Source organism: Streptococcus thoraltensis DSM 12221, assembly GCF_000380145.1.
Taxonomy (GTDB): domain Bacteria; phylum Bacillota; class Bacilli; order Lactobacillales; family Streptococcaceae; genus Streptococcus; species Streptococcus thoraltensis.
Genome location: NZ_KB904588.1, coordinates 1 through 26,668, shown reverse-complemented (window position 1 = coordinate 26,668; position 26,668 = coordinate 1). Strand labels below are relative to the sequence as shown.

Here is a 26,668-nt window from a genome sequence, read left to right as displayed (position 1 = left end):
GGTTAAAATTTTTTATGAAAAAAACTATCTCCCAGAAATTTACATAAAGGTAACAGATTAAAAGCACTGATAACTCAATGTTTAAATTGTATTGTGATGTCTTTTTAAAGTAAATTTAGGCACAATAAGTCATTAAAAACAGCCAGATTTTAAGATAATATCACAAACTGAGTATTTATTTAATTAGACGCTTCATACAATTTTTTTAATACTCTCTTCAGTCTTTACTTCTTCAAATTCCCAAATGATAATATATTGCAAAAATAATAAACCCTCATCTACAAATCTCTTCCAATATTGATATTATCCCTTTCTAAAATAACAAAATCCCTTTCTTGACGTTATTACTATATAGGTGTATGATGGTCTACATTCAATTGTCATACTTAACTTGACAATATAGAAAAGGAGAATGATATGACTTATTTAATCACTGGTGTCACAGGACACCTTGGAAAAGGTATCTTGGACAATCTTGTCCTTCAAACACCAAAAGAAGATATTGCTGTTTTAGTGCGTTCTGAAGAAAAAGGTCAGCCTTTTGCAAAGGACGGGTTTGATGTCCGAATTGGAGATTATACAGATAAAGAAAGCTTGGAAAAAGCTTTTCAAGGCATAACAACCCTAATGTTTGTCTCTGGCGAACCAGGTCAAGAAACTCCGCGCAATGTGCAACATCAAAACGTTATTGCTGCAGCTACTAAAGCGAGGATTAAAAAAATTGTTTATACAAGTATTCCAAAAGGTGAAAACTCTGACTCTATTCTAGCTCCTGATCACATCTTAACTGAAAAACTCATTAAAGAATCAGGAATAACATATAAGATTTTACGAAATAACTGGTATCTTGAAAACGAATCTGGTATTTTCCAAACTGCTTTAGCAGGAAAAGGATTCGTTTATGCTGCTGGAGAAGGACAGGTTGGGTGGGTGCTTCGCCGTGATTTAGCAGAAGCCGCAGCTAATGCCTTGGTACAACCTTTTGATGAAAACCACATCTTAGAACTTTCTGGTAAAGCAATCACCTATCAGAATCTCTATCAAGCTTTTAAAGAAGCGACAGAAAAAGACGTTGAGGAAGTCTCACTTAGTTTGGATGATTATAAAAAGGGTCTTCTCGCAGCTGGTGTTCCACAAGATGAGGCAGATTTTGCAACAGCGATTCAAAATGATATTGCAAATGGTGCTTTGGAGGTCACACGTACAGACCTTGAGACACTTTTAGGACGCCCACAAACCCCTATCGCAGAAGCGATTGAAGAGCTTCTAAACTAGTATCTTATTGAGTATGATAATCACCTTGAGCCATTAAACTCAAGGTGTTTTTTCGTCTATTTTTAAAAACTAAAATGAACAGTACTTCCGAAATTAGTGTCTGCCTTAGGTAATAGTACAAAAAATTAAATGCTAAAATTTCTGTAGTATTTATATTTGATAGTCAATTAAATTTATTGAAGCTTATATATTAATATCCGCAAAAGATAATATATCGGAAAAATCAAGCACAAAAATGGAAGCGCTTTTATTTTTGTGTTGATATTATAAGAACATGATCAGTTTGGTTGGTTACACTGTCAATAGTTGCTTAACATACTCATTTGGGCTACAATGATGAATCTTTTGACACCAATAGATCATATTTTTTTCGGAAGCGAAACCTGCTTCTAATGCACATTCTAAAGCAGTACTTTGTTTTTGTGAGAGGAGTGACAGTCCTGCATTCAATCTAACGTTGTTGAGATAATAAGTAAAAGAAACTCCTGTCTCTTTCTTAAATTTCCGACAAAAGTAATTCTTTTGAAAGCCTGATATAGTTGCTAAATCATCCAAAGAGAGTGCTTCAGTATAATGACTATTGATATAATCAATGATTTCTCCTGAAAAGGATTCGTTATCAGTGGTTTCTACTGTAAAATTGGAAAACAATAAAAAAAGTACTTGATTAACCAAACTAGCCAATGCAAATTGTGATATGGGAGTTTGTGCCGTAAGGTGTGGAACGATTTGATGTAATGTTTCTACCAGTTCTTGATAAGCGGTGTTATCTTTTTGGATGAGAAAAGTAAAATTTTGATTGTGAGGTAAAAGATTTTTTAAATAATTATCAGAGATTTGAAGGACTAGAGCCTGTATCTTACCAGAATTTTGTTTGACGGCAGAATGAATGGCATTGCTATTAACGATGTGGCATTGGTTTTCTGCTATTATATCAGTTTTACCATTAACGATTGTTTTTACGCATCCCTCAAGTACGAGGACAATTTCGAGGCTATTATGCCAATGTAGGCTCGTATCATTGTTGGCATCATTACGATTAATGATGGATGCAAAACTGTCAGCTATACCCTTTATTGGTATTGGAAGAGAAGTGTTTTCAAAGTAGACACTACTTAACATGGTATCTCCTTTTCTACTTTGTTTATTGTAGAAAATTGTAAAAAATTACAAATTAAAAGTCAATTTTTAAAGTGAAGTCAAAAGTCATTTTGAAAGGTTTCAGTTTAGAAAGGAAAATGTCTCATGAAGAGAAAAAAATCAAACGATAATTTCTCAGCTATTTTGGATAAAGATGGTATTCCTAAAGTTGTTTCGACGAAAGAATATTTAGGAGATGCATCCGGCATGGCTGCTATAAATTGTATAAGTCAAATGTGTAGTAATATTTCCTACTTTTACACCGATAAGGTCGGTATATCGGTTGCTTCAGTAAGTTTAATTATGCTTATTTCGACTCTAAGTGATGGGATTTCCGATTTAATAATGGGAAGACTATTTGATAAAGTTCACTTCAAAGAAGGAAAATCACGGCCTTGGTTAAAACTAATGATTGTTCCGGTTTTTCTATCCATTATTTTACTAACCTTAGTACCAGATATTAGCCCATTCTTCAAAAATCTTTATGCTATTATAACAATGTTTTTTGCAAGAGCAGTTGTTTTTACTGGTATCACAATTCCATACTTTGCATTGATAAATTACACAACTAAAAGTTTGGAAGAACGTGGTAAAATGGGAAATATGCGTACAGTGTTTAATAATGTTGTCGGTATATTATTTGGTGCAACGGTTCTCCCTATTACCAATCTATTAGGTGGGACTCAACAGTCATGGATAATATTTGCAGCAGGTTTAGGACTCTTGGGGTCTTTACTATTAGCCATTTGCTACAAATGCACGCATGAACGTTATGTTGATAATACTGAGTCAACTAAAAATAGTGATGATGGTTTGTCACTTTTAACGTCACTTAAGTTTTTACTCCACAATAAATATTGGGTATCTACAGTGGTGGCACAATTTTTTCTATTTGTTATTTTTGTATTGCAAGGAGCAACCCTTCCTTATTATGCAAAATGGATTTTAGGAAATGACAATTTGGTCGCAGCGATTACATTATCGACTGTTCCAATCATTATCATATCTTTCTTACTAATGCCCTATCTTATTAAAAAAACAAGCTTAAAAATAACAGGTATTATTGGAGTCGTTGTTGGTATTATTGGAGTTTTGATTCGATTGATTGACCCGTATAATCTTTATATCTTTATGATTGGTAATTCGGGTGTTACATTTGCAACGTCGGCTTTGAGTACTGTTTTGCTCCCTATGATTGTGAATACTAGTGAATGGAATGAGTACAAATTCGACTATAAATTAATTGGTATGACTAATAGTGCTGCTTCCTTTGGTAGTAAAGTAGGAGCAGCTTTAGGATCAGCAGTTATGGGGATGGTACTGTCAATAGGAGGCTACAATCCTAATGTCATTGTTCAATCACAGTCATCAATTAATAGTATAAGTTTTTTAAATATTCATACCTTAGGGATTTGTTTTGTTATTATTTTGTTGTGTTTCTTATTTTATAATTTAGAAAAGAAATATCCAACAATTGTTAAAGAAAATGAAAAAAGGAGAAATAGAAATGGTTAGTTCAAAAACAAAAGAATTTATGGATCACTTAAAAAAAGTCTATGTCCCTATAGCTGACTTTCATCATTTAAATGTTGATATGATGCGACAAAATTTTGAAAAAGGAATTGTTTTAGAACCTCTTCCCGAAGATACGTCACATAAAGAATTGAAAATTAATGGTATTCAAGTTGAGAAAATTACAGTTGAAAATCATTCTGAAAAAATTATTCTTCATATTCATGGCGGAGGAATGGTTATGGGACACCATTATTCAGGAAGATTTATGTTAGCGAATTTGGCATCTTTAACGAAAAGGAATACATATAGTGTGAACTATAGATTATCTCCGGAGTTTTCACAGCCAGCAGCTATTGAGGATTGTGTCAATGTTTATAAGGGGCTGTTAGATAGGGGATATGAAGCCCAAAATATTGCTCTCATCGGAGAGTCCGCTGGGGGTGCTCTGGTCATGTCGTTATGTGCTTACTTGAAACAGGAAGGGATATCTATGCCAGGTGCTGTTTGCGCTATTAGTGGCAGCGTTGATGCTTTATACCAATCAGATAGTATGACTTCCAATGCTTCTACAGAAATAGTTGTTAATCTTAATCTTCCAGAAATGATGTCAGAAATATACTATAAAGATGGAGATCCTAATAATCCTGTGTTATCACCTATTAAGTCAGATTTACGAGGATGGCCACCAGTTTTACTTCATGCATGCAAGGAAGAAATTCTATTAGATGAATCAACTAGAATGTATGCTCAGTTGAAAGCAGCTGGTGTAGATGTTAAATTAATCGTAAAAGAAGGTCTTTTTCATACTTATATGATGTATGATTTACCAGAAAGTTATGAAGCATACAAGGAAATTGCAGACTTTTTTAATCGTTATTAATTATTAGAATAACCCCCTCAAGTCTTTTTGTGAATAACTTGAGGGGGTTAAAGCTGAATGTCTATTTTTGAAAACTAAAATGAACAGCTTGATGCAATTCTTCTTGAGCAATGTCCAAAGAGATACTAGTCTTCAGCCAATGGTGAATGTAGCCCACAATACCGTGGGTAAAATAAATCAAATGTGGCAGATTGTATGTCTGATTAAGTTTCTCAGCCTCCTCAATGCTTGCATTAAGTAATACCTCACCCAACTGTTGCGAAAAATGCCAGTCTTTTTGACCAAATAGTATGTTAAGTGCTATTTTTTGTTCGGCAATTGCTTCTAAAATTTGATCTGTAAATTGGCGGGATTCCGCTAGACCAATTTTGCTAAATTGTTTGACGACAGGACGACAACTTTTTTCAATGTTGGCAATAATATCGTATAGTAAAGCCGTCATTAAGTGCTCCTTGCTATCATAGTGAAGGTAAAAAGTATTTCTAGAACAGTCAGCCTTGCGACAAATATCGCTGACCGTTATTTTAGCGTAACTGCTATTTTTCAACAATTCTAAAAATGCTTGGCAAATATTTTTTTCACTTCGTTCAAAGCGTTTATCCATTAAAAAATCTCACTTTCTATGACAGTTAGATGTTATTTGTCACTTATAGGACAAATGGTGATTAGCTGTCCTTGTTTCGTTTTTATGACAGGTGTACTATATAGTCTATAAAAGAAAGTGAGGAATTGCAATGAAAAATCGTGTAACAGAAATTTTAGGAGTCGAAAAACCAATTATCCAAGGACCAATGAGTTGGTTAACGGATGGAAAATTTGTTGGAACTATTAGTAAGGCTGGTGGTCTAGGAGTTTTAGGTATCAACGCTGGTCAAACAACTCCAGCGACGACTCCTGAAGAAACCGTTGAAAATATGCGTCGTGAAGTGAAAATCGCCCGTAAAATCACTTCAAATCCAATCGGTATTAATGTCATCCCAACTGTCAATGGTCATGATATTTATACCCAACCGATGCTCGATATGATGATTGAAGAGAAGGTTGAAGTGGCTGTGATGGTAGGAGCTTTTTCAAAAGAATGGGTTCAAAAGTTTAAAGCAGCTGGAATCAAGGTTATTTACCGAGGAGAACCAACTGCTGAAACCACAGAGGAAGCTATCAACGGTGGGGCAGACATCATTGTGGCAACAGGATTTGACGAAGGTGGTCAAGTACCAAGTCAAGTCATTGGAACTTTCTCAATCGTTCCTCTAGTTGTGGATGCAGCTAAAGGACGTGTCCCAGTTCTCGCTGCTGGAGGGATTACCGATGAGCGAACTGCAAAAGCGGCTATGGCATTGGGAGCAGAGGGACTTTTCGCAGGAACGGCTTTTCTTGCAGCTGAAGAATCTCGAATGGCTGATAATATCAAAGAACAATTATTAAAATCGGATGCAACTGATATGTTATTGTATCGTACCAAACCAGCTTATTATCGTTCACTTCCTGGGAAGTTGCCAAATAAACTTGCAGAAATGGATCACAATCTGGAAAGCAACGAAGATATTTTCAAAGCTTCCAACCCAGCCTCAGGTATGCGTAAGGGTATGCTTGACGGAGACTTATCTGATGGCTTTGCGTCCTTTGGTTTAGGGATTTCAATGATTCACAGTATCGATCCAGTAGCTACTATTATCGATCGTCTAATGAATGGAATCAAATAGGGGTATGATATGGAAGATTATTTAAATAATAGTAACAAACAGCTAAAATTAGCTATGATGTTAGTAACGGGCTACGGTGGAGAGACCTTATCTTGGCGCTATTCAGATTCAGATCCCAAAGCCTTTACCAATATTAAAACATATATTGAATTAGCAAAGTTAGCTGAAAAAGGAAAAATTCATACCTTATTTATCGCAGACACACCAGCAAGTGTAGGTGCTGGTGTTAGTGGTGATGTGGATCGTAAATCTCCGATGTTTGTCATGGAGCCAATGACACTACTCTCAGCAGTTGCATCTCACACCGATAAAATTGGATTGGTCGCAACATATTCAACCACCTACAATTTACCTTATAACTTAGCACGACAATTAAAAGCTCTAGATGTCATGAGTGGTGGACGTGTTGGGTGGAATGCTGTAACGACAGGAACTCCTGAAGTTGCTTATAATTTTGGGAATGCCTCACTTACTGATACAACAACTCGTTATGAAATGGCTGACGAAATGATTGAAGCTGTTCAATCGTTATGGGGAAGCTTCGGAAAGGAAGCTTATCTGGCTGATCAAGACTCTGGAGAATTCATGGATAGTAAAGCTATTAAGCCAGTTCATTATCAGGGAGAATACTATCAAACAAAAGGTCCTCTTCCAATTCCGCCTAGTCCACAAGGACAGCCACCTTTATTTCAAGCGGGACCAAGTCAAGAAGGGATTGAAATGGCTGGTAAGTATGCCAGCGGTGTTTACGCTAATCCTTTTACTATTGAAGAAGCTAGAGATTATAGAAGTTTATTGAAAGAAAGTGCTATCAGGCATGGCAGATCTGCGGACGATATCAAGATGTTTTCTGGCTTTATGGTTTCGGTGGCAAATACCTATGACGAAGCGATCACTCGTCGCCGTGAATTGCTTGATTTCATGACTGAAGATGAGTACAAAGGACAAATTCGTTATTTATCAGCAATGATTGGCATTGATTTAACAGGAGTGGATACGACGAAACCATTATTGGAATCCGTAAGTCGTTTTGCAGTCCCTAATCCACTCGATCCTCGATCACCAAAAGCTGTTGAATTAATCCAACAAGAACTGAGTCCAAGAGATGTATTAGCACACGGAGCTATCTACTACCACCCCGTTGTCATTGGAACAGCTGATGATGTAGCTGATTTTATGGAAGAATGGTTTAGAGCAGGTGCTACCGATGGATTCTCAATTGTACCAGATAGTCAAAAAGGTGTTAAAGATTTTGTCGAAAAAGTGATTCCCGTACTTCAAAAACGTGGCCTTTTTCACGACGACTACGAGGGAGAGACACTACGCGATCACTTAGGAATAGATTTGCAATACGGTCTAAAAAATAATCTGTGAGTAACAGTCGCATATCCACTAAGGCTAATTAGGAGTATAAAAAAACGAGACTCAAGATACTATCTTATGATAAATATTTCTTGAAATGATTTTTGCCCAAAATAAGCACTAATCATGTACACGATGATATGGATAAAAAGATGAACAAATCATAACCATCCGACGGGTGGTTTGGGCAAGGCCTATAAGCCCATAATACCAGCCAGCGCCTAAAGATGTTGGCTTTCATCCATGTCCACTTTGCATGCGATAAACTATTTGTTTTATTTCCCATACTTCTCCTTTCGCTATACAATGGGCTTAAACACCTCTCTTTTATAGCGTTTGGAGATTTTTTGTATGACAGCTAAACAATGCAAACACAAACCATTAAAATCCATCATAAAAGACTTTATTAGACAAAATAATAAACATAATAAAACCTACTAACCTTTAAAATTAGTAGGCTTTATTATGTCAATTTAGTCTACATTAACCATTGGTCAGACTCTTGGTCAAAATTTGGCCTAACATTTCTGACTTTCTAAAATTTTATTCAATCTAGTAAAAATGATAAGTCCCTGATATACATAGAATGTAATACTAGTTTGATATTAAATGATTAACTATTTATGCCGATTGCAGGGCTCGAACCTGTGACCTACGCGTTACGAGTGCGTTGCTCTACCAACTGAGCTAAATCGGCTTAACATGATTATTTTAACACTTTGGCTAGCATTGTCAAGACTTTCACAAAATTAAAAAGATACTTACTGCACGCTTGTAAGTATCTCTTTCATTTCAATGTGTAAAATATTTGCCTAAAATATAATTCTCCTTTCATACGAGTGATTTCATAAGGAGTACATAGCGTCATTAAAACCTTTGTTAATTTCGTTTTTTATATTCTGGATAATATTTTCCTCCTCTAATTTTTCATTAAAGGGATTTGTCTCCGTTTTTATAACGGCTAATATTAAATCTTAGCATCGTTCACCTCATTTTAACATTCATTAACCTGAGTGACTGTGATAATCTTTGACTTAATTGTCACCGTTCTTGTAACGTCCAATATCAAATTTTAGCATAGGCGTTCCTCCATATTGTCCTTAAACAAGTCTGAATTTACGATTTTTATATATGCACAACCTGAGTGACATCAACAATATTTTATTTTTTCAGCACACCCTGAGTAACGCGACGACTTTATTGAGCTCAATTGGTGATTTACCACCATTATTATCTAAATAAAACTAATGCAAATCTCTCATTTCGAGAAATAATTAATACCTATTTACATCGGATTCACTTCTTAAATTATTTTCAAGAATAGCTTAAGTTGTCTCCGTTTTTATAGCGTCCTTTGTTGAATTCCATCATGAGTATTACCTCCTAATTGAAAACAAGTTCTAGAAACTTTGTAATTAAAGTACTTTAGTCAATCCTTATACTTAAGGTTTCATCAGTGATCACTTTGATACGCAAAAATGTAAAGTTATAATGTGTAAAGTCTGCCTACTATTTATCCGGAGACTTAGCTATCTCCGTTCTTGTACCGTGCGACATGTGGTTTCATCATAAGATTACCTCCTATAAATCTGTTTCTTCTGTCATCCTTCTTTATAGTTTTATTATATTGTATGCGCTTACTTTTGTCAAGAAAAAACTTGACTTTAGAAAAATGTAGCAACTTTTATGTTATACTATTTGTAAACTTTTACAGACCTTTAATATAAGGTTTCAGCTTTATGACTTATCCTTTCATTTTAAGTGAGGTGTTTTTTGTGATTAGAAAACATGCCAACCCCAATGTTTCCATACTCCGATTTCTCCTAAACATTGCGGTATATTGGGGCATCTATATGATTGTCTGGAATATTATCATGCCTGATGAACATTCGGTATGGCAACCTTTAGGAAATAGTATCGTTTTTGCCTTATCTATTATAACAGCGACAAGTAAGCTCTACTTCAAGCAAAAATATTACATCAAAAACCTTGAGCAAGATGTTTGGCGTTTTGCCAATGATATTGAACTAACCCGTGAGCATCTAGCAGGGCTTAAGCGCAATATGCTGACCTATCAAGAAAGTGCACCACCTGCTTTGATTAGCCAAATACACCGCTATGAAGACCAGCTGACACAAGCTAAGATAGATTACAATCAAGCTGTTAAAGATTACAATTTAGGTATTACCATAATGCCCTACGCTTTAATTAAGCGCCCTAAAGAACTAGATTATTTTTCAGACTTCTTTATCTAGTTGACACCCCTGTGGTATTTTCAATGTTATATAGGAGAACCCTACTGCACTTATGATGGTAAATTTAAAAGATTACGGTATCGAGATGTGGGACAATGATAAAATTACTTCATTTCGACGCACACTTTTAGCATGGTATGATCAAGAAAAAAGAGACTTGCCTTGGCGACGTACGAGCAATCCCTATTACATTTGGATTAGTGAAATCATGCTGCAACAAACACAAGTAGTTACGGTTATTCCCTATTATGAGCGCTTTTTAGAATGGTTTCCCACGGTAGCCGATTTGGCTAATGCGCCAGAGGAAAAATTACTAAAAGCGTGGGAGGGGTTAGGCTACTACTCTCGCGTGCGAAACATGCAAAAAGCTGCCCAGCAAATCATGTCGGACTTTGACGAAACTTTCCCATCAAAATATGAGGATATCGTCTCACTAAAAGGAATCGGACCATACACGGCAGGAGCGATTGCTAGTATCGCTTTCAATCTACCTGAACCAGCCGTTGATGGTAATGTCATGCGTGTTATGGCTAGGCTTTTTGAAGTGGATTATGATATTGGCGACCCTAAGAATCGAAAAATTTTCCAAGCTATTATGGAAATCTTGATTGACCCAGAGAGACCTGGGGATTTCAATCAGGCTTTGATGGATTTGGGAACAGATATTGAATCTGCTAAAAATCCTCGACCTGATGAATCCCCTATTCGTTTTTTTAACGCTGCATATCTCAATGGTACCTATGATAAATATCCTATCAAGTTACCTAAGAAAAAACCAAAACCTTTGGAAATTCAGGCCTTTATCATCCGAAATCAAGAGGGAGAATTGCTCCTTGAAAAAAAGACGCAAGAACGATTGTTGGGTGGCTTTTGGTCCTTTCCGCTAATAGAAACCTCCTTTATAAGTCAGCAGACTAGTCTTTTTGAAGATGAAAATACCTTTTTAGAAACCATTTCACAAAAAGATAATTTCGAAGAAAGCTATGCCATAAAACCGACCTGGACTGAGCGAAATTTCAGACAGCTCAAGCATACTTTTAGCCATCAAAAATGGACAATGACATTGTTTGAAGGCTTAATTAACAAAGAAGAATTACAAGAAAGTCAGTATCTACATTGGGTTAAGATAGATGATTTAGATAGCTACCCTATGGCAACTCCTCAAAAAAAGATGTTAGCAGAATATCTAAAAAAAGAATCATAACCCCTGCCATGGCGTTACCCACTACAGAAATTAGAGATATAAAAACAAGTCATAAACAAAACAGCCTTCCGCACGAAAGGCTGTTTTTCTAGTTTCTAATCAAGAAAATCAAATAGTTGCCCTAAGTGGTCAATAGAAAAATCTGCTTGACTCTGGTCAACACCGAAGCGATTATCTTTAAGAGCAAGCACTTTTAATCCAGCTCTTTTTCCCGCTTCTATCCCTTTTTGGCTATCTTCGATAACTAGGGCTTGATCTTTCTCAAGACCTAACTGTGTAATGGCTTCTTGATAGATAGCTGGGTGGGGTTTGCTTTCTGGAAAATCTTCCCCTGACAAGATAACTTCAAAAGCTTGATACAGTCCTGAACCCTTCAGAGCACGTTCAATATCAAGAATAGCCGAGCTTGAGGCTAAAGCCAAACGATAGCCACTTGCTTTTAAGTCGTCAATGACTGTTTTTGCTCCAGACATTATTAAATCTGGATAGGGAGCAGGTTGCTCTTCTTTTTGCCGACGATACTCCTCTTCAAGTTTAGGAATATCCCATTTATCATAATCATCACCTAGAACTAGTTGCCAGGTTTGTTTAACATTGCCTCCGATAAAGTCTTTTGGCGCTAAATGATCAATACTAATCCCTCTTTGAGCCAAAAAATGTTTTCGACGTTCAAAATAAAATATTTCTGTGTCAAAAAGAACACCGTCCATATCAAAAATCACTGCTTTTATAGTCATAAAATCACCTCATGTCTATTGTAACATAAGGAAACCAGACAGCCGAGCCACCTGGTTTTAAGAGATTATGATTGAGTGAGGGTATCACTCGAAAAAGAAAAGGTTTAGGATGTTTAGAGTATATCTAAATTCCCTTAAAGTTTTCTTAAGATACTACGAGCATGGATTTAATGGTTTTTCGATCAGCCATATCTTGATAGGCTTGGTTGATGTCTTCTAATTTATAAGTATCCGTGAAGACTTTTCCTGGATTAATGTTTCCATCTAAAACTGCTTTAAGTAAAAATTCTTTGTCGTAAGTTGTGACAGAAGCTGACCCTCCACCAAAAGAAATGTTTTGGGCAAAAGTTGATCCAATTGGACGGTTGCTATAATGGGGAACACCAACGTAGCCGACTCGACCTCCATTATGAAGGACTCCGATGGCTTGCTCAATAGCACCTTCAGTTCCAACACACTCTAAAGCAGCGTCTGCTCCACCACCTAGAATCTCACGGACTTTGGCAATACCTTCTTGACCGCGCTCAGCTACTACTGCAGTTGCACCGAGTTCAAGCGCCAATTGTTGGCGATCTTCGTAGCGACTCATGAGGATGATTTGAGAGGCACCTCGCATTTTAGCAGCTATTACGGCACACTGTCCGACAGCACCATCTCCAATCACGACAACCTTATCTCCTTTTTGAACATTAGCACAACGAGCTGCATGATAACCTGTGGGCATCACATCAGCTAGGGTAAGTAGGGACTTGATCATCCCTTCTGAATAATCACTTGGTTGACCGGGAACTTTTACAAGTGCCCAATTGGCATAATGAAAGCGAATGTACTCTGATTGGAAGCCACTTGACCAGTTAGTTGGCATTTCATGATTGTCACAGGTTCCATCAAAACCAGAACGACAGGCATCGCATTCCCCGCAACCATGAGTAAAGGGAACAATGACAAAGTCCCCTGGAACGAGGGTTGTAATGTCAGAACCAACCTCTTCCACAATTCCTAAAGCTTCATGTCCAGAATTTTCGGAGTGGCTTCCCTTGTCATCGCCATGAGAGTAGGACCATAAATCAGACCCACAAACGCAGGCACGAACCACCTTGATAATCACATCATCGGTAGCTTGAATAGAAGGTTTTTCAACTTCTTCAATAATCATCTGACCAGCAGATTCAAAAATAGCTGTTTTCATTGTTGATTTTGTCATAATATCCTCTTTCTATTATTTTTCGTCATCTAACAAAGCCCACTCGAAATCTTGGTGACTATGTTTACAGGGGAGTTTCGCTAAGTCTTGTGAATTAGCCAATAATCAACTTTCAAAGTTATAGTCAAATGAATTAGCTTTCAGACAAGGAACTGAGACGCAGACAGTACTCGCGTACGGCAAGTCGAAAGTGACGATGTATCAAAGTTAATTCAAAAGACTATACTAGGTCAGGTTGATTACTTTTTAGATGTAAAGCTGACTAGAACAATTTTGACAATAGTAGTGAATCTTCCCATGCAACGATTCGTAGGGCTTAATTTGTTACTTCTTTCTAAAACTCTAAACGTGCTTTTCTCAAGCGTAAACTCGATTGAAAAAGCTACACTTGTAGTTTTGTGGCAAAAGAAGTAGTGGCAATAAACCAAGGCAACTGTAACTTACACTCAATGAAAATCAATAGCAGACTAGGCGACACCGATAGAACTGTCTTCATCAGATCAAGTCAACAACGTCTGCTATTGATTTTCCAAGAGTATTGATTGACTTGACAGGCAACTTGTCCACATAGGCAAGAACCTTTTAGCATTAATATCTCCCTTCCTTGTAGCCTTTGATTTTATATTCAAGGCGTTGGAGTGCCTTGCCTAAATCATTATACCGCTCTTGCATTTTGTCATGTTCGCCTTGAAGAATCTCCAGCCGTGCTTGACTAGTGCTATCTCCCTTTTGAAAAAGCGCCATATAATCTATAAGACTTTCCACAGATACCCCTGCCGCTCGAAAGCATTTGACAAATTCAAGTGCTTCTAAATCATTTTGCTGAAAATCACGGATACCAGATTCTGTTCGAGTAATTGGAGGGACGAGCCCAATTCTTTCATAATAGCGAATCGTGTCCGCTGAAAGTCCTACTTCTTCAGCCGCTTTTTTTATATTCATGCCCTACTCCTCTTTTTTCTATTATAAACCTTAAAGTAAACTCTAAGTCAAGCCTTTACAATTTTTTCATTACTTTAGCTGGAATTCCGGCTACAAGGGTATCTGCTGGAACATCCTTAGTCACTAATGCGCCTGCAGCGACTACAGCATTTTCACCGACTGTCACACCTGGCATAATCGTTGCGTCAGCGCCTATCCAACAATTTTTCTTGAGAGTAACCGATTTGAGCTCCAATTTATGTCGGTCACTAGGTTTTAAAGGATGGTTAACCGTCAAAATCTTGGCGCGTGGAGCAATGAGGACATTATCTTCAATGGTAATCCCCCCCAAGTCTGTCATGAAGACGTCCATGTTGACGTAGACGTTTTTTCCAAAGGTGATGTGGCGCCCAAAATCTGTCTGAAAAGGAACATTGATGATAGTTGTTGGGTCAATCTTTTGACCAGTGATTTTTTCCAACAGTTTTCTAGCTGAATCATAAGTTTGAATGTTGGTATTTAATTCCTGAACAAGAGGTTTATTTTCGACTTGAATCTGACTAATCAACTGACGCAAACCGTCTTTTTCAGGAACCATTTTCTCGGTATTAATATAAGGTAAGAATGCTTCTTCCATAAGTCCTCCTCGTTTGATGATGATTTCATTATAAACCTTGAAGTAAACTCTAAGTCAAGAAAAAGCAGGCAAAATATTGCCTACTTCAAAAATTCTCTTAAGGAAGTTGCTGGACGTCCTAGAACACGTTCGATGTCCTTAGAGACAGCTTCTAGTTCTCCTTTTTCAATAGCAGTATAGGTTGATACCCAGCTATCGTATTCCCAATCTTCTGCCTGCCAAGCTTTTCTAGAATCATATGCTTCTTCCACCGTCTCTTCCACATATGAGATTTCTTTTCGCCAAGCTCTGCCCACTATTTCAGCAATTTCAGCCATAGACAAGCTCTCAGGACCCGTCATATCAAGGATTTGATTTTCAAAGTTTTGAGGATTTTGCAAAACCTTAAATGCCACTGCTGAGACATCCTCACGAACAACCGCCGAAACTTTTCCACCACCAGCTGGACCCTTGATTTCGCCATATTCTTGACATAATTCTACGAAAAAATCCATATAAAAATTATCACGGATAAAGGTATAGGTGAAACCTAGTTCTTTAATATAGGCTTCTGTCGCCGCATGGTCACGCGACAAGGTAAAAGTGGCATCCACTGCTGCTTGATAGAAACTAGTGTAGACAATATGCTTAACTCCTGCACTCTTCGCAGCATCTAACAAAGCCTTGTGCTCAGCCACACGATCAAGAGCTTCACGCGCCGACACCATAAATAGAACTTCAGCACCTGTCAAAGCGTCAATCGTTGTCTGACTCTTGTCATAGTAAGATTCGTAAACAGTCATGTGTGGTAAAGTCTCAACTGCTTGTGGTCGACGAGCCAGTAGTCGTGCAGGTATTCCTTTTTGTGATAAATCTCGTGCTAAAAGCGAACCTAACTTTCCTGTTACACCTGTGATTGCTAACATTTTTTCTTCTCCCTTCACTTGTTTAATCCTTTAATCCCAACAATCGTCTTGCATAAAAGACTTGTCCCGAGTGCATGGCGACATCGTCTAAAGTAGACACTAACCGTACGCCGCGAGTGACAGCTGGTGTCCATGACTCATCAACAATATCATTTAGATCCGTTTCTTGTAGCGACTGAATATACTCTACGGCAGCAACTTGGGCTTCTTTAAAATAAGTAAATAACTCATCAAGATTATCAACTCTAATCTGCTGCGCTTCTTCTAAAGTATGAAGCCAGCTTGGGCTGGAACTTGATGGTAATTTTTGCTCCCAACCGTTTTTCTTAAGTAGCCCTTCTTGGTCTGCCAATTCAGCAATCTGAATATCCAAGACCAATGCTGTGTGCCAGAGCAACCAAGTCATGGACTTAATCTGTGGTGCTTTATCAGCAAGTGGAAAACGATTAGCCTGCTCTGGGCTGACACCCTGAAAAGCACGTTCAAATCGAGCCACTGCACGGTTTAAATCATCAATCAATAAATCTTTAAAGTTTGTCATCTGATTCTCCTATTTTTTAAGCAATCCTTCTTTGTCTAAATAATCATGTGCTACTTGGGCTGCATCTTTTCCTTTAACGTCCACTTGATAGTTCATTTCAGACATTTCGGTTTCGGTGATTTTGCCAGCCAGTTGATTGAGGATTTTCTCAAGCTCTGGATGTTCTTTCAAGAGCTCATCTTTCATCAACGGAGCGCCTTGATAAGGTGGAAAGAGTTGTTTATCGTCTTCTAAAACGACCAAATCATACTCCTTAATCTGACTATCAGTAGAGTAGGCATCGATGATATTGACATCACCTGTCTGGATAGCTTGATAACGCAGAGCTGGCTCCATGGTATTGACCGTGAAATTAAGGCCGTACAGACGTTGCAAGCCTGGATAGCCGTCTGCTCGATCATTGAATTCCAGAGAGAATCCTGCTACTAGCTTATCTTGCACTCTTGCCAAATCAGAAATCTTAGACAAATTATTTTCTTGAGCAAACTTCTTGGTGACTGCTAGAGCATAGGTGTTCTGATAGGCCATCGGTTTCAGCAGAGCCAAAGCATCTTGCTTTAAAATCTCATCACGAGCTGCGGTGTAAACCTCTTTGGCATCATTGGAAAGCTTCGGAGGATTTTTCAAAAGACTCCCCGTCACCGTCCCCGTAAACTCAGGGTAGAGGTCAATATCGCCCGATTTTACAGATTCATAAAGAAAACTGGTCTTACCAAAGCTGGGTTTGAGCTCGACTTTGAGTTCGCTCTCATCCTCAATCAGCTCCTTGTACATGTTAATCAAAATTTCCGGTTCAGCTCCCAATTTGCCAGCAATGACAAGGGTATCCTCTCGGTGGCTAAGGTTTTTGAAAATAGCTGGCGCATAGGTCATAAAAAGTCCAAAGACCATGATCGCAAAGGATAGCAGAATAGTTCTCAGCTTTGCTTTTTCCAAAAATTTCAAGACGGCGTTAAAGAGTATTGCCAAAATAGCTGATGAAATCGCCCCAATCAAGATGAGCGAACTGTTATTTCTATCAATCCCCAACATGATAAAGGAACCAAGACCACCGGCACCGATGAGGGAAGCCAGAGTTGCTGTTCCGATAATCATGACGGCAGAAGTCCGAATTCCTGACATGATGATAGGCATACTAATCGGCAGCACAAAAGTTTTAAGCCGTTCCCAACGGTTCAGTCCGAAAGCTGTCCCCGCTTCAATCAGGCTGGGATCAATGCTGGCAATAGCCGTCACCGTACTCTGCATAATGGGAAAAATAGCATAGATAACCAGTGCCACCACTGCTGGCAAGGTACCAATCCCCATAAAGGGAATAAACAACCCTAAGAGTGCCAATGACGGAATCGTTTGAAAAACACCTGTCACTTGCAAACTCGCCTCAGCCCAGCTTTTACGCTTACTGAGAAAGATAGCCAGAGGCACAGAAATGAGAATAGCCACCAACAGGGCAATCAAGGAAATCTGTAAATGCTCTACAAGGGCTGTCAACCAATCGCCAAATTTGGCTTGGAAAGTCAAAATCAAATTAGTCATGGCGAACACCTCCAAATAATTCAGCCACAAAAGCATCTGCTGGGTGGTCAAGAATTGCTTGTGGGCTAGCTAATTGCACGAGTTCTCCTTGATTGAGGACAGCGATACGATCTGCTAATGCTAGAGCTTCACGAACATCATGGGTGACAAAGATGGTCGTCATTCCAAACTCTTCATGTAATTCTTTAGTCAAAACCTGCAACTGCTCACGGCTGATGGGATCCAAGGCTGAAAAAGGCTCATCCATAAGCAAGTACTGCGGTTCATGAATAATGGCACGCACAATGCCTACACGTTGCTGTTCCCCACCGGACAAATCCTTAGGATAACGGTTTAGATACTTGCTTGGAGTTAAACCAACCCGCTCCAGTAAGTATTGTGTCCGCTCCCTAATTCGCTCTGGTGACCACTTTTTCATCTTGGGAATAAGGGCGATATTTTCAGCAACTGTTAGATTGGGAAAGAGAGCAATCTGCTGCAAGACATAACCCATAGAGAGACGAAGTTGCCGCATATTCAGTTGATTTTGCTGCGTGCCATCGATGACAATTTTTCCATCTGTTAAATCAATCAAACGATTGAGCATTTTTAGAATCGTTGTTTTTCCAGAACCAGATGGTCCAACTAAGACCAAAAATTCGCTGTCAGCAATGGTAAAACTCTGGTTTTTGAGGACAATTTTGTCACCGAAAGACTTACTGACATGGTCAAATTCAATCATACATTTTCTCCATTTCTTGTTTGAGGGCTGTATTATATTTTATAGTCAATTTATTCAATAGACCTTGTTCTTCTTTTGAAAGTTCAGCTGTTGCGCGATTCTCCATAAATGATATTTTTTGGTAAATCTCTTCAGCCCACAATTGGCCTTCAGGCGTCAACTGAATCGACTTATGCCGTTTATCTATCGGATTTTCCAATAATCGAATATAGCCCTTTTGACGCCAAGATTTGATGGTTGCGTTGACCACTTGCTTGCTCGAGTAGGTTTTTTGCGCCAAAATTTTTTGAGTAATATATTCCCCCGTCATCTCAGGATAATTTTTAACCCAAAATAAAATCTGCATAGACTTTCTCTGTAAGCCGTATTGACGGGCAAACCATTCATAAAGACTGAACTGCTCATCCATACTTCTAATATAAGGATTAAAAGTGAGTTTCCTCGTCATAATCACTCCTCTAGTCAAATTCTTTTATTGTATCGAGTTTAGCTAATTTTCTTTTATTAGTCAATTATTTTGACTAATTCTGGTATCAAAAAACTGACCTATTTTCGTAAACATGATAAGATACTTTTTACAACATCAAAACAAATGAACAAGTTTTTTTAACAAAATCTAGTTCAAAGGAGTATTATGAAACTATCCGTTTTAAATGTGGTTCCATTGCGACAAGGACAAGAATTTTACCAAGCCGTCGACGACATGATTACACTTGCGCAAAAAGTCGAATCTTATGGCTATCACCGCTACTGGGTTGCTGAACATCATAACAATCTCAGTCTGGCTTCTTCGGCGACACAACTATTGATTCAAAGACTCTTAGATAAAACCAAACGCATTCGTATTGGGGCGGGAGGGGTTATGTTGCCCAATCACAGCCCCTATCTGGTTGCTGAACAATACGGAACACTTGATGCTCTTTACCCCAATCGCTTAGATTTAGGACTTGGACGTGCTCCCGGTACAGATGGGGCGACTGCGAAAGCCATCCGTCGTAAAGAGCCTTGGGATATTGATTTTGAAGGGGATTTTGAAGAATTACAGAATTATTTTGACGGTGTCGGAGAGGTCAAAGCTTTTCCAGCCGATGGTCGGAAAGTTCCTTATTATATCCTAGGATCTAGTCTAGACAGCGCTCATTTGGCAGCCCGTCTGGGACTACCCTATGCTTTTGCTTCTCACTTTGCACCTGCTCACTTGCAGGATGCTGCCGATGTCTACCATCATGAATTCAAACCATCAAGATATAGCCAAGAACCTTACTTTATTCTGACCTTAAATATTTTTCTTGCTGATACAGATGCACAAGCCCATCGCCTAGCAACCACACAGATTCAAGCAAATCTTGATTTAATTACTGGTCAGCTAACTGGTTTAAAACCTCCTAAAGAGAATGAAGAAGAAATTTGGGAGAATTATGTAAAAGCCAAAAAGGTTTCTAATTTTGGGCCTGTTTTACTTGAACCGCATCAGCTAATCCGAAACGAAAAAGCTGTCATCAAGCAAATGATGAAAGGCAGCCTTATCGGTTCTAAAGAAACGGTCTTACAGGGGTTGAAAGACTATCAGAAAAAGTTCTCATTTAACGAACTCATGGCTCATTCCTTTATTTACGATCCCAAAGCTCAAGCCCATTCTTATAAGCTGCTAGCAGAAATCGTAGAAGAATTGTAACCAAGTAGACCGTTCAATGTCATAACAACCAAATTCCATTCGCACAGAAAAAAGAATGGGATTTTTTCTTACCTCCAATGCATATTAGACAAATACCGACAGACAAACAACAAACTTATAAAGTATCTAAACAAGGTCATTCTGACTGGAAAAGTGTAAATTTCAGCAATGCTGAAGATTAAGAACCTAAACTTGTCCAAATCGTTCAAAAGAAACTGACAAGATGCCGTTTCAAACCAATCAAGCTACCACAATTTCTCACCACATTAAAGAATTGAACGTCCAATCCTTTTGCTCCATGGTAAGGACTTGAACAAGTTACACTAAACTAGACAGCAGTTATAAAGCGTTCTACACTAAAAACCAAGGCGAAAATGATGTCTAAAAACCACGTCATCATTTCACCGATGATTTCAAACAACAAATCGTAATAAACCTTTACAAAGCAGGTAGAAAGCGCAATGAGTTAATCAAAGAATATGATTTAACCCCTTCAACTTTCGAACAATCTGACACAACTAGCTCGTTTAAACCCATTGATAAACTAACAGATGAGCAACGTAAACTGATTGCCCTCAGGAAACGTGATAAAGAGCTAGAAATGCAGGTAGATATCTTAAAGGAAGCGGCAGTGATTATGGCACAAAAAGGCAAATAATCACTGCTAACAAGGATAAATACAGCATTTCAGCCATGTGTCGCTGGTTGAACATTCCCCGCTCCAGCTATTACTACCAAGCCGTCGAACCTGTGTCAGAAGATGAGCTCGAAGAAAAGATTAAGCGTTTTTTTCTTGAAAGTAAGGCTATACGGTGCTAGGAAAATCAAGAAGTGTCTGGAAGTTGAGGGAATCAGACTATCTCGACGTCGGATCATGAAGAAGCTAAATTTGATTTCTCTCTACCAAGAAGTTTCTTTTAAATCGCATTCAAAAGGTAAGAGTGACGCGGCTATGTCAAATGTCTAGCTAGACACTTTGACCGACAACAACCACTTGAAGCTCTTGCCACTGACTTGAACTATGTTCGAGTTGGTCAGTGGTGGGCTTATGTCTGCTTGATTATTGGCTTCTTTAATCGTGAAATCATTGGGGTGTCCGTTGCTTGGCATAAGACCTCTGAATTAGTTAAACAGGCGATACGGAGCATTCCTTATGCCCTCACCAAAGTCAAGATTTTCCACTCTAATCGTGGCAAGGAGTTTGATAACCAGCTGATAGATGAGAGGTTAGAGACGTTTGGCATCACACGCTCATTTAGTCAAGCGGGTTGTCCCTATGACAATGCCGTGGCTGAGAGTACCTATCGTGCTTTCAAACTTGAGTTTACCCAGCAAGAGCTCTTCTCCTCGCTGGAGGAGCTGACTATTAAAACCGATGACTATGTCCACTGGTGGAACCACCACCGACTTCACGGTAGCCTCAATTACCACCTCATGACCAAGCGAGTTATCGCTTGAGAAAAACACTTTATAAAAGTTGAGCAGAATAGTGTTGCCTTTTCAACTCGGGAAAATAGGTTGTAAACTTACTTCCTTTTTTAGCTATAAGAAAAGAACCTCCTTATATGAACAGTGTATAACTTTTTATACTGTTCATATAAGTGGTTCTTCTCAACCGTTTTTATCTTATTTACGCACTTAACTCTGCAACAATAGCTTTGATTTGATCTTTGGTGTGAACACCAGCAACTTGCTTAACCACTTGCCCATCTTTTTTGAAAAGAAGGGTTGGGATTGACATAATACCAAATGATTGCGCTGTGTGTGGATTTTCATCAACATCCATCTTAACGATTTTTAATTCATCTTCGTCAAACTCTTGAGACAATTGCTCTAAGATTGGCGCCTGCATGAGACATGGACCACACCATGTTGCCCAGAAGTCTACCAAAACGAGACCTTCTGCAGTTTCTTTTTCAAAGGTTGCATCTGTTACAACTTGAGTCATATCTTACCTCTTTCTTTTTTAGGAAATATAGCAGAGCTAGCTTCCTAACGGTTAATGTAAAGCCATTTTAACGAAATCTTAAGAAAGATACAACTATTTACTACGAAAGTTATTTCATTTGACCTCTTTGGTAAGAATCATTATAGACTTTATAATCATAATCATGAAGAGTGGCTGCAGCATCTGCTAACCAGTTAACATTACGCAAAATCCCACGCCCAAGTAAAATTAAATCGGCTTGAGCGCTTTGTAATAAATGCTCACCTAACTCTGGGCTATTCAAAAGACCAACGGCTGTTACTGGAATTGATACAGCTTCTTTCATCCTTGCAGTAAACCCTGCTTGGTAACCTCCATAAATTGGGATATTAGGACGAACATCCATGAGACCACCTGTTGAAATATCCAAACAAGCTACCCCAAGTTCTTCTAACCATTTACCAATTTGTTGGTAATCTTCGATAGTGTTTTGTACACCAGTTTCATCATAAGCTGACATAGACAAACGCACCCAGATTGGTTTAAAAAATACTTTCTTAATCTCTTCAACCACTTCTTTCAAGAAACGGAAACGATTTTCAAGGGAACCACCATAGTTGTCGCTCCGTTGATTAGACTGAGCTTCTAAAAATTGGTTAATTAAATAACCATGTGCCCCATGAAGTTCAATCATGTCATAACCTGCTTTATCAGCACGTTTAGCCGCATCCACAAAGGCTTTCTTGACACGCTCAATATCTTCTAGAGTCATCTCACGTGGCTCTCTGAAATCAGCTCCATAACCGATAGCGCTTGGTGCGATAGGGTCAATAGCATCATGGGCTTTACGGCCGCCATGTCCTAGTTGTACACCAACTTGAGTTCCTAAATAGTGCAAGTCATCAACCATCTGGGAGAGAGCGTTTGCCTGCTCATCTGTCCAAATCCCCAAGTCACGATTAGTCAAACGTCCATCCGCTTCAACCGCAGTTGCTTCTTGAATAATAAGACCGACCCCAGCAATAGCACGCGATCCATAATGGGCACGGTGAAAAGCAGTCGGCAGACCGTCCTCCTTGTGAACTTCGTACATACACATCGGTGACATTACCACGCGGTTTTTTAAGGATAATCCTGCAATCTCAGCAGTTGAAAGCAACATTGTCATTGTCGAATCTCCTCTTTCCATCCAAAATTGCTATTATTCTAGCATAATCCTATAAAAAATACAGTTTTTCAATACCAAAAGAGGTTGGAACAGAAATTCATGACTACTTGGTCATCACCCACGATATATGAAAACTAAACTACAAATCCGTCATTGAGTGTATAATTCTAGTAAAGTTTTTGTGGTTGTTACTTTGTTGGCCTTAAACGCCGAGGGACAAATAAATCCACTCTACTGACGAGAACCCAACATTATCACTATGAGCATGAGTATAAAAATACGATATGAACTCAGCAGATAAGTCCTCTATATTTGATAAAAGAGGGAAAACTATGGACATCTTATATCAGTCTTGTCCAGGTATTGATGTGTATCAATACAATACTGTTGTGTGTCTTGCATAGTTCGCTCACGTCAACTCACCCTAAGCGCGAAGAATCTCATTTTGATGCAACAACGAGTGTTTTAAAAAGCTGCTTTCTGTATTGCCAAGTTGACTTGAATTGACCTGCTTCCTAAAAGTTTTGTGCCTAATGAAACGATTCAAGAAATGAGAAAGTTATCGCGACAACGAAAATATCTCGTTGAAGATCGAACCAAGGAAGTCAATCGCATTCACAAAATCTTACAATTCGTTGTCATCAAGTTGACCACATATATTGAGGATATTAAGGGAAGTTCTGATCGGAATTTGATGCGACTACTTTGTGACAAATCTGCTATTGATGCGGGAATTGTCCGACAGGCTGTGATACTAGTCTGAAGAAAAAAGTGCCAGACTTACTCAAGGCACTGGATGGTTATTTCCCAGAACAGCATCGATTTAGGCTTAACGAGTCCTCCGAATTTATCCCCATTATCAAAGGGAAATTCAATTCTTGGAAGAACAGATTGATAGCTATCTAAACACCTTTCAAGAAGAAATGGAAATTTTAGGCTCTATCCCAGGCATTGGCCGTCTAACAGCTTCTATCTTTATTGCGGGAGTAGGTAGCGACATGGATCAGTTCCCGACAGCTGGATATTTGACCTCATAGGTAGGGCTTTACCTAGGAAATCATGAAAGTTCAAGAATAACGCAGTACTAAGATTAGGCATGGGAATGCTTATTTGAAACGCTGTTTATGCCAATCTGTCTATGCCACACGGTGACAGAATGATTCACCCATCCCAAACGATTTTCTCAGTTAAAATCACGACGAGAACCACAGGAAGCAACCATTGCCATAGCACACGACCTTTTAAAATTAGCCTATTATTTACTAAGCACTCACCAAACCTACCAACAGGCACGAGAAAAAGAAAAAGGACTGTTAGGAGCGAGCTGACAATCCATAGACAAAAAATTCACTCTTAGAGCACCGTAAGAGAGGATTTTTGCACTTTTTTAGGTAATTTTCGTATAAAAAAGTTTGGCATTAACTTCTCGTTTGGTGCCATCTATAAAGAATACCTCATCTTTAATAAGTCAATTGTCTAAAAAGACAAACTATAAGAAAAGTCAATAGTTTTGACAGAAATACTTTTTTGTTTCAATCTGTATGATTTTAGAGTAGACCAAAAGCCTTTGAAAAATGGCTATTTTTCAAAGGTTAAAAGTTGATTATCTCACTTTTTGTTCCTCAAAGAATGCTGTTTTTGAGGAGTTTAAATAGTACTCTGATAAGCTTTTTAGCGACGTGAGTGATGGCGATATTATAATGCTTCCCTTACTGAGATAGGCTTAGAAAGCAAGAGAAAAGCGAGCCGTTGCCTTAGCAGCCTGTAAGATTGCCCATCTCAAATGAGGCGGCCCTCTTTTCACCATTTTTCCTGATAAGTCTATCTGCCCTAATTGGTAAATGGCGGGTTCAAGTCCAGCGAAAGCCTGAAGTTGTGCAGGATTATCAAAGGTATGAATGTTTCTGATTTCAGCTAGAATAACAGAAGCTAATTGATTTCCAATTCCAGTAACAGTAGTGATGACCGAGTTGAGCTCAGCCATCAGCTCATCGACTTATTTTTCGGCTTTAGCGGTGAGCCTGTTATAGTGCTGAATATTCTCAATGATTTGGATTAGTTCAAACTCACGGGCTAGCGAAGTTGTCCCGATAGCGTTTGGTGCGACCTTTAGAATATCTTGCATTTTAGGTACTGTTAATTGTTTAATGTCTATTAGCTTCTCAAATCTCGCATCAAGCATTTTTTGAGGGCTAGGGTTGCGTGAGAGGAGCTCGTAAGCACAGTCAGAATGCTTTCCTATCAGTTCATCTAACTCAGGAAAGACGACGTCAAAACAACGTGTATACTGTACTTTCCAATCTGACTGCTTCTTCTTTAGACGGTGGATATGTCTGGTAAGAATTTTTAATTTTTCTTGTCTATCATCATGACGGAATTGTTCGCGATTAGGGTCAGAGAGGAGCTTCAGTGCGATGACACGAGCGTCTTTCTTATCAGTTTTTATTTTACGAAGTGAGAGTGATTTGGCGAATTCCTTGATGAGTAGAGGATTGTAGGTATAAACCTGATAGTCTTGTTCATGAAGGAAGTTTAAGAGATTAAAGGCATAATGTCCTGTATCTTCCAGAGCGATGATAGCGTTTTGCTAAGGAAAATATTGATGTTTTTATAACTGATAATAGGTGTCCTGAATCATCCATTTCACCGAAATTACTTCATCGTTCATCTGTGCTGTTTTACAATCTGAAAATACTTCACATGCATAAGTAAAGCGTGTCTCAGAGCAGGATGAAAGACAGGGCTCCCTATATGTGATTTGTTCTCAAGTAACACTTCACTCGGGTTATTGTCTACAACTAGTTCATTCTACCTTCGTGAGTCATAGGAAGATAGAATATGAGATTTAGATTTAAAATCAGTTGACTTATGCTATGCTCTTTATACATAGTTATGGCTCTCTAGTTGTTTTAGGGATAGTATAATTATGAACCATGGTATTAGAAAAAGAGCATCTCCAACTGTGGAAATGCTCCCTTTTTAGACTATGAAACCAATTTTTGCCCCGCTTTTTGTTTTGTTTTTGCTCCTTGAAACCATTGTTACATCAAAACTTCTAGATATAATATTTTCAATTCTATTACTTATCTTATGCACAGTATTCTTTATGACTTACCTTCTATTTATTTTTCAATTGATTTTTAAGTAAGCCATACCCCAAAATTAAGAAGTATTCAACTTGTCATGGCTGGTATAAATTTGAATTCAAGTCAGATGGATTAGACTCTAAGCCCCCAGCTCAAGCAAAAAATCAAACTAGGTTTCTTCTATCTCTCTGAAATTTCCTTCAATTGTCTTAAGAGCTCACTACGTCCCTTGAAGCGTTCACCACTTAACAATAAGCCAACAAGATGCTTCTTTTG

21 protein-coding genes, 1 tRNA gene and 3 pseudogenes are annotated in these 26,668 nt (G+C 38.4%); 10 read left to right on the top strand and 15 right to left on the bottom strand.

Going from position 1 to position 26,668, the window contains the following annotated elements:
• Positions 1–417 precede the first annotated feature (417 nt).
• Entirely contained in the window at positions 418–1,275 is an 858-nt protein-coding gene (locus A3IA_RS0102940) for an SDR family oxidoreductase (RefSeq protein WP_018379851.1), read from the top strand.
• A 291-nt stretch (positions 1,276–1,566) separates the two neighbouring features.
• Here A3IA_RS0102940 and A3IA_RS0102935 read toward each other — a convergent pair whose 3' ends face one another.
• Complete coding sequence (locus A3IA_RS0102935; protein ID WP_018379850.1) at positions 1,567–2,397, bottom strand: AraC family transcriptional regulator; 831 nt, start codon at positions 2,395–2,397, stop codon at positions 1,567–1,569.
• A gap of 123 nt (positions 2,398–2,520) precedes the next feature.
• Between A3IA_RS0102935 and A3IA_RS0102930 the strand changes: the two genes are divergently transcribed.
• On the top strand, positions 2,521–3,930 hold the full coding sequence (locus A3IA_RS0102930; protein ID WP_018379849.1) for an MFS transporter: 1,410 nt from the start codon (positions 2,521–2,523) through the stop codon (positions 3,928–3,930).
• Positions 3,923–4,810, top strand: a complete 888-nt coding sequence (locus tag A3IA_RS11735) for an alpha/beta hydrolase (protein WP_018379848.1) — start codon at positions 3,923–3,925, stop codon at positions 4,808–4,810. Before A3IA_RS0102930 ends, A3IA_RS11735 begins: the two co-directional genes overlap by 8 nt.
• Before the next feature lie 61 nt (positions 4,811–4,871).
• On the opposite strand, the gene A3IA_RS0102920 is transcribed toward A3IA_RS11735, so the two are convergent.
• A complete protein-coding gene (locus A3IA_RS0102920) occupies positions 4,872–5,414 on the bottom strand; it encodes a TetR/AcrR family transcriptional regulator (protein ID WP_083902708.1) in 543 nt (180 codons plus the stop codon).
• A 130-nt stretch (positions 5,415–5,544) separates the two neighbouring features.
• On the opposite strand from A3IA_RS0102920, the gene A3IA_RS0102915 reads away from it, so the two are divergent.
• Positions 5,545–6,513: an NAD(P)H-dependent flavin oxidoreductase gene (locus A3IA_RS0102915; protein WP_018379846.1), complete on the top strand. Its 969-nt coding sequence runs from the start codon at positions 5,545–5,547 to the stop codon at positions 6,511–6,513.
• Positions 6,514–6,522: 9 nt separating this feature from the next.
• The gene (locus tag A3IA_RS0102910; RefSeq protein ID WP_018379845.1) at positions 6,523–7,887 is read left to right on the top strand and encodes an NtaA/DmoA family FMN-dependent monooxygenase; all 1,365 of its coding nucleotides are present in this window, start codon (positions 6,523–6,525) and stop codon (positions 7,885–7,887) included.
• 612 nt (positions 7,888–8,499) lie between these two features.
• Here A3IA_RS0102910 and A3IA_RS0102905 read toward each other — a convergent pair.
• Positions 8,500–8,572, bottom strand: a tRNA-Thr gene (locus A3IA_RS0102905).
• A 1,078-nt stretch (positions 8,573–9,650) separates the two neighbouring features.
• On the opposite strand from A3IA_RS0102905, the gene A3IA_RS0102900 reads away from it, so the two are divergent.
• Together A3IA_RS0102900 and mutY are read left to right on the top strand one after the other, a co-directional pair.
• Positions 9,651–10,130 (top strand): LemA family protein, encoded by a 480-nt coding sequence (locus tag A3IA_RS0102900; RefSeq protein WP_169333469.1) that lies wholly within the window; start codon positions 9,651–9,653, stop codon positions 10,128–10,130.
• A gap of 55 nt (positions 10,131–10,185) precedes the next feature.
• Positions 10,186–11,334, top strand: coding sequence for an A/G-specific adenine glycosylase (gene mutY / locus A3IA_RS0102895; RefSeq protein WP_026217530.1), 1,149 nt, complete (start codon positions 10,186–10,188; stop codon positions 11,332–11,334).
• A 95-nt stretch (positions 11,335–11,429) separates the two neighbouring features.
• Here mutY and A3IA_RS0102890 read toward each other — a convergent pair whose 3' ends face one another.
• The 9 genes from A3IA_RS0102890 to A3IA_RS0102850 form a co-directional block, all read right to left on the bottom strand.
• Positions 11,430–12,071 carry an HAD family hydrolase gene (locus A3IA_RS0102890; protein WP_018379842.1) on the bottom strand — a complete coding sequence of 214 codons (642 nt, stop codon included), beginning with the start codon at positions 12,069–12,071 and terminating at the stop codon, positions 11,430–11,432.
• Between the two features lie 145 nt (positions 12,072–12,216).
• Entirely contained in the window at positions 12,217–13,260 is a 1,044-nt protein-coding gene (locus tag A3IA_RS0102885; RefSeq protein ID WP_026217529.1) for a zinc-binding dehydrogenase, read from the bottom strand.
• Positions 13,261–13,863: 603 nt separating this feature from the next.
• On the bottom strand, positions 13,864–14,217 hold the full coding sequence (gene nmlR, locus A3IA_RS0102880; RefSeq protein WP_018379840.1) for a stress response transcriptional regulator NmlR: 354 nt from the start codon (positions 14,215–14,217) through the stop codon (positions 13,864–13,866).
• Between the two features lie 55 nt (positions 14,218–14,272).
• Positions 14,273–14,833: a DapH/DapD/GlmU-related protein gene (locus A3IA_RS0102875; protein ID WP_018379839.1), complete on the bottom strand. Its 561-nt coding sequence runs from the start codon at positions 14,831–14,833 to the stop codon at positions 14,273–14,275.
• An 80-nt stretch (positions 14,834–14,913) separates the two neighbouring features.
• Positions 14,914–15,738: an SDR family oxidoreductase gene (locus A3IA_RS0102870; protein ID WP_018379838.1), complete on the bottom strand. Its 825-nt coding sequence runs from the start codon at positions 15,736–15,738 to the stop codon at positions 14,914–14,916.
• Positions 15,739–15,760: 22 nt separating this feature from the next.
• Positions 15,761–16,279, bottom strand: a complete 519-nt coding sequence (locus tag A3IA_RS0102865; protein ID WP_018379837.1) for a mycothiol transferase — start codon at positions 16,277–16,279, stop codon at positions 15,761–15,763.
• A 9-nt stretch (positions 16,280–16,288) separates the two neighbouring features.
• The gene (locus A3IA_RS0102860; protein WP_018379836.1) at positions 16,289–17,815 is read right to left on the bottom strand and encodes an ABC transporter permease/substrate-binding protein; all 1,527 of its coding nucleotides are present in this window, start codon (positions 17,813–17,815) and stop codon (positions 16,289–16,291) included.
• Positions 17,808–18,536, bottom strand: coding sequence for an ABC transporter ATP-binding protein (locus A3IA_RS0102855; protein ID WP_018379835.1), 729 nt, complete (start codon positions 18,534–18,536; stop codon positions 17,808–17,810). Before A3IA_RS0102855 ends, A3IA_RS0102860 begins: the two co-directional genes overlap by 8 nt.
• Positions 18,529–18,984 (bottom strand): MarR family winged helix-turn-helix transcriptional regulator, encoded by a 456-nt coding sequence (locus A3IA_RS0102850; RefSeq protein ID WP_018379834.1) that lies wholly within the window; start codon positions 18,982–18,984, stop codon positions 18,529–18,531. Before A3IA_RS0102850 ends, A3IA_RS0102855 begins: the two co-directional genes overlap by 8 nt.
• Positions 18,985–19,170: 186 nt before the next feature.
• On the opposite strand from A3IA_RS0102850, the gene A3IA_RS0102845 reads away from it, so the two are divergent.
• Together A3IA_RS0102845 and A3IA_RS12470 are read left to right on the top strand one after the other, a co-directional pair.
• Entirely contained in the window at positions 19,171–20,211 is a 1,041-nt protein-coding gene (locus A3IA_RS0102845) for an LLM class flavin-dependent oxidoreductase (RefSeq protein WP_018379833.1), read from the top strand.
• Between the two features lie 424 nt (positions 20,212–20,635).
• Positions 20,636–21,669: pseudogene (locus A3IA_RS12470) on the top strand (IS3 family transposase).
• 172 nt (positions 21,670–21,841) lie between these two features.
• On the opposite strand, the gene trxA reads toward A3IA_RS12470, so the two are convergent.
• Together trxA and A3IA_RS0102830 are read right to left on the bottom strand one after the other, a co-directional pair.
• On the bottom strand, positions 21,842–22,159 hold the full coding sequence (gene trxA, locus A3IA_RS0102835) for a thioredoxin (protein ID WP_018379831.1): 318 nt from the start codon (positions 22,157–22,159) through the stop codon (positions 21,842–21,844).
• 109 nt (positions 22,160–22,268) lie between these two features.
• Positions 22,269–23,306: an oxidoreductase gene (locus tag A3IA_RS0102830; RefSeq protein WP_018379830.1), complete on the bottom strand. Its 1,038-nt coding sequence runs from the start codon at positions 23,304–23,306 to the stop codon at positions 22,269–22,271.
• 332 nt (positions 23,307–23,638) lie between these two features.
• On the opposite strand from A3IA_RS0102830, the pseudogene A3IA_RS13650 reads away from it, so the two are divergent.
• Positions 23,639–24,634, top strand: a pseudogene (locus A3IA_RS13650) (IS110 family RNA-guided transposase).
• Positions 24,635–24,909: 275 nt separating this feature from the next.
• Here the strand turns inward: A3IA_RS13650 and A3IA_RS12465 are convergent.
• Positions 24,910–25,893 (bottom strand): annotated as a pseudogene (locus A3IA_RS12465) (IS110 family RNA-guided transposase); the annotation flags it as partial.
• Between the last annotated feature and the right edge of the window lie 775 nt (positions 25,894–26,668).

Excerpts from the sequence above, each read along its gene's own strand:
- A3IA_RS0102940 (WP_018379851.1), top strand. The coding sequence starts at position 418 with ATGACTTATTTAATCACTGGTGTCACAGGACACCTTGGAAAAGGTATC.
- A3IA_RS0102890 (WP_018379842.1), bottom strand. The coding sequence starts at position 12,071 with ATGACTATAAAAGCAGTGATTTTTGATATGGACGGTGTTCTTTTTGAC.
- A3IA_RS0102920 (WP_083902708.1), bottom strand. The coding sequence starts at position 5,414 with ATGGATAAACGCTTTGAACGAAGTGAAAAAAATATTTGCCAAGCATTT.
- A3IA_RS0102915 (WP_018379846.1), top strand. The coding sequence starts at position 5,545 with ATGAAAAATCGTGTAACAGAAATTTTAGGAGTCGAAAAACCAATTATC.
- A3IA_RS0102830 (WP_018379830.1), bottom strand. The coding sequence starts at position 23,306 with ATGACAATGTTGCTTTCAACTGCTGAGATTGCAGGATTATCCTTAAAA.
- A3IA_RS0102885 (WP_026217529.1), bottom strand. The coding sequence starts at position 13,260 with ATGAAAACAGCTATTTTTGAATCTGCTGGTCAGATGATTATTGAAGAA.
- A3IA_RS0102870 (WP_018379838.1), bottom strand. The coding sequence starts at position 15,738 with ATGTTAGCAATCACAGGTGTAACAGGAAAGTTAGGTTCGCTTTTAGCA.
- A3IA_RS0102860 (WP_018379836.1), bottom strand. The coding sequence starts at position 17,815 with ATGACTAATTTGATTTTGACTTTCCAAGCCAAATTTGGCGATTGGTTG.
- nmlR (WP_018379840.1), bottom strand. The coding sequence starts at position 14,217 with ATGAATATAAAAAAAGCGGCTGAAGAAGTAGGACTTTCAGCGGACACG.
- trxA (WP_018379831.1), bottom strand. The coding sequence starts at position 22,159 with ATGACTCAAGTTGTAACAGATGCAACCTTTGAAAAAGAAACTGCAGAA.
- A3IA_RS0102910 (WP_018379845.1), top strand. The coding sequence starts at position 6,523 with ATGGAAGATTATTTAAATAATAGTAACAAACAGCTAAAATTAGCTATG.
- A3IA_RS0102875 (WP_018379839.1), bottom strand. The coding sequence starts at position 14,833 with ATGGAAGAAGCATTCTTACCTTATATTAATACCGAGAAAATGGTTCCT.
- A3IA_RS0102850 (WP_018379834.1), bottom strand. The coding sequence starts at position 18,984 with ATGACGAGGAAACTCACTTTTAATCCTTATATTAGAAGTATGGATGAG.
- A3IA_RS0102845 (WP_018379833.1), top strand. The coding sequence starts at position 19,171 with ATGAAACTATCCGTTTTAAATGTGGTTCCATTGCGACAAGGACAAGAA.
- A3IA_RS0102930 (WP_018379849.1), top strand. The coding sequence starts at position 2,521 with ATGAAGAGAAAAAAATCAAACGATAATTTCTCAGCTATTTTGGATAAA.
- A3IA_RS0102865 (WP_018379837.1), bottom strand. The coding sequence starts at position 16,279 with ATGACAAACTTTAAAGATTTATTGATTGATGATTTAAACCGTGCAGTG.
- mutY (WP_026217530.1), top strand. The coding sequence starts at position 10,186 with ATGGTAAATTTAAAAGATTACGGTATCGAGATGTGGGACAATGATAAA.
- A3IA_RS0102935 (WP_018379850.1), bottom strand. The coding sequence starts at position 2,397 with ATGTTAAGTAGTGTCTACTTTGAAAACACTTCTCTTCCAATACCAATA.
- A3IA_RS11735 (WP_018379848.1), top strand. The coding sequence starts at position 3,923 with ATGGTTAGTTCAAAAACAAAAGAATTTATGGATCACTTAAAAAAAGTC.
- A3IA_RS0102855 (WP_018379835.1), bottom strand. The coding sequence starts at position 18,536 with ATGATTGAATTTGACCATGTCAGTAAGTCTTTCGGTGACAAAATTGTC.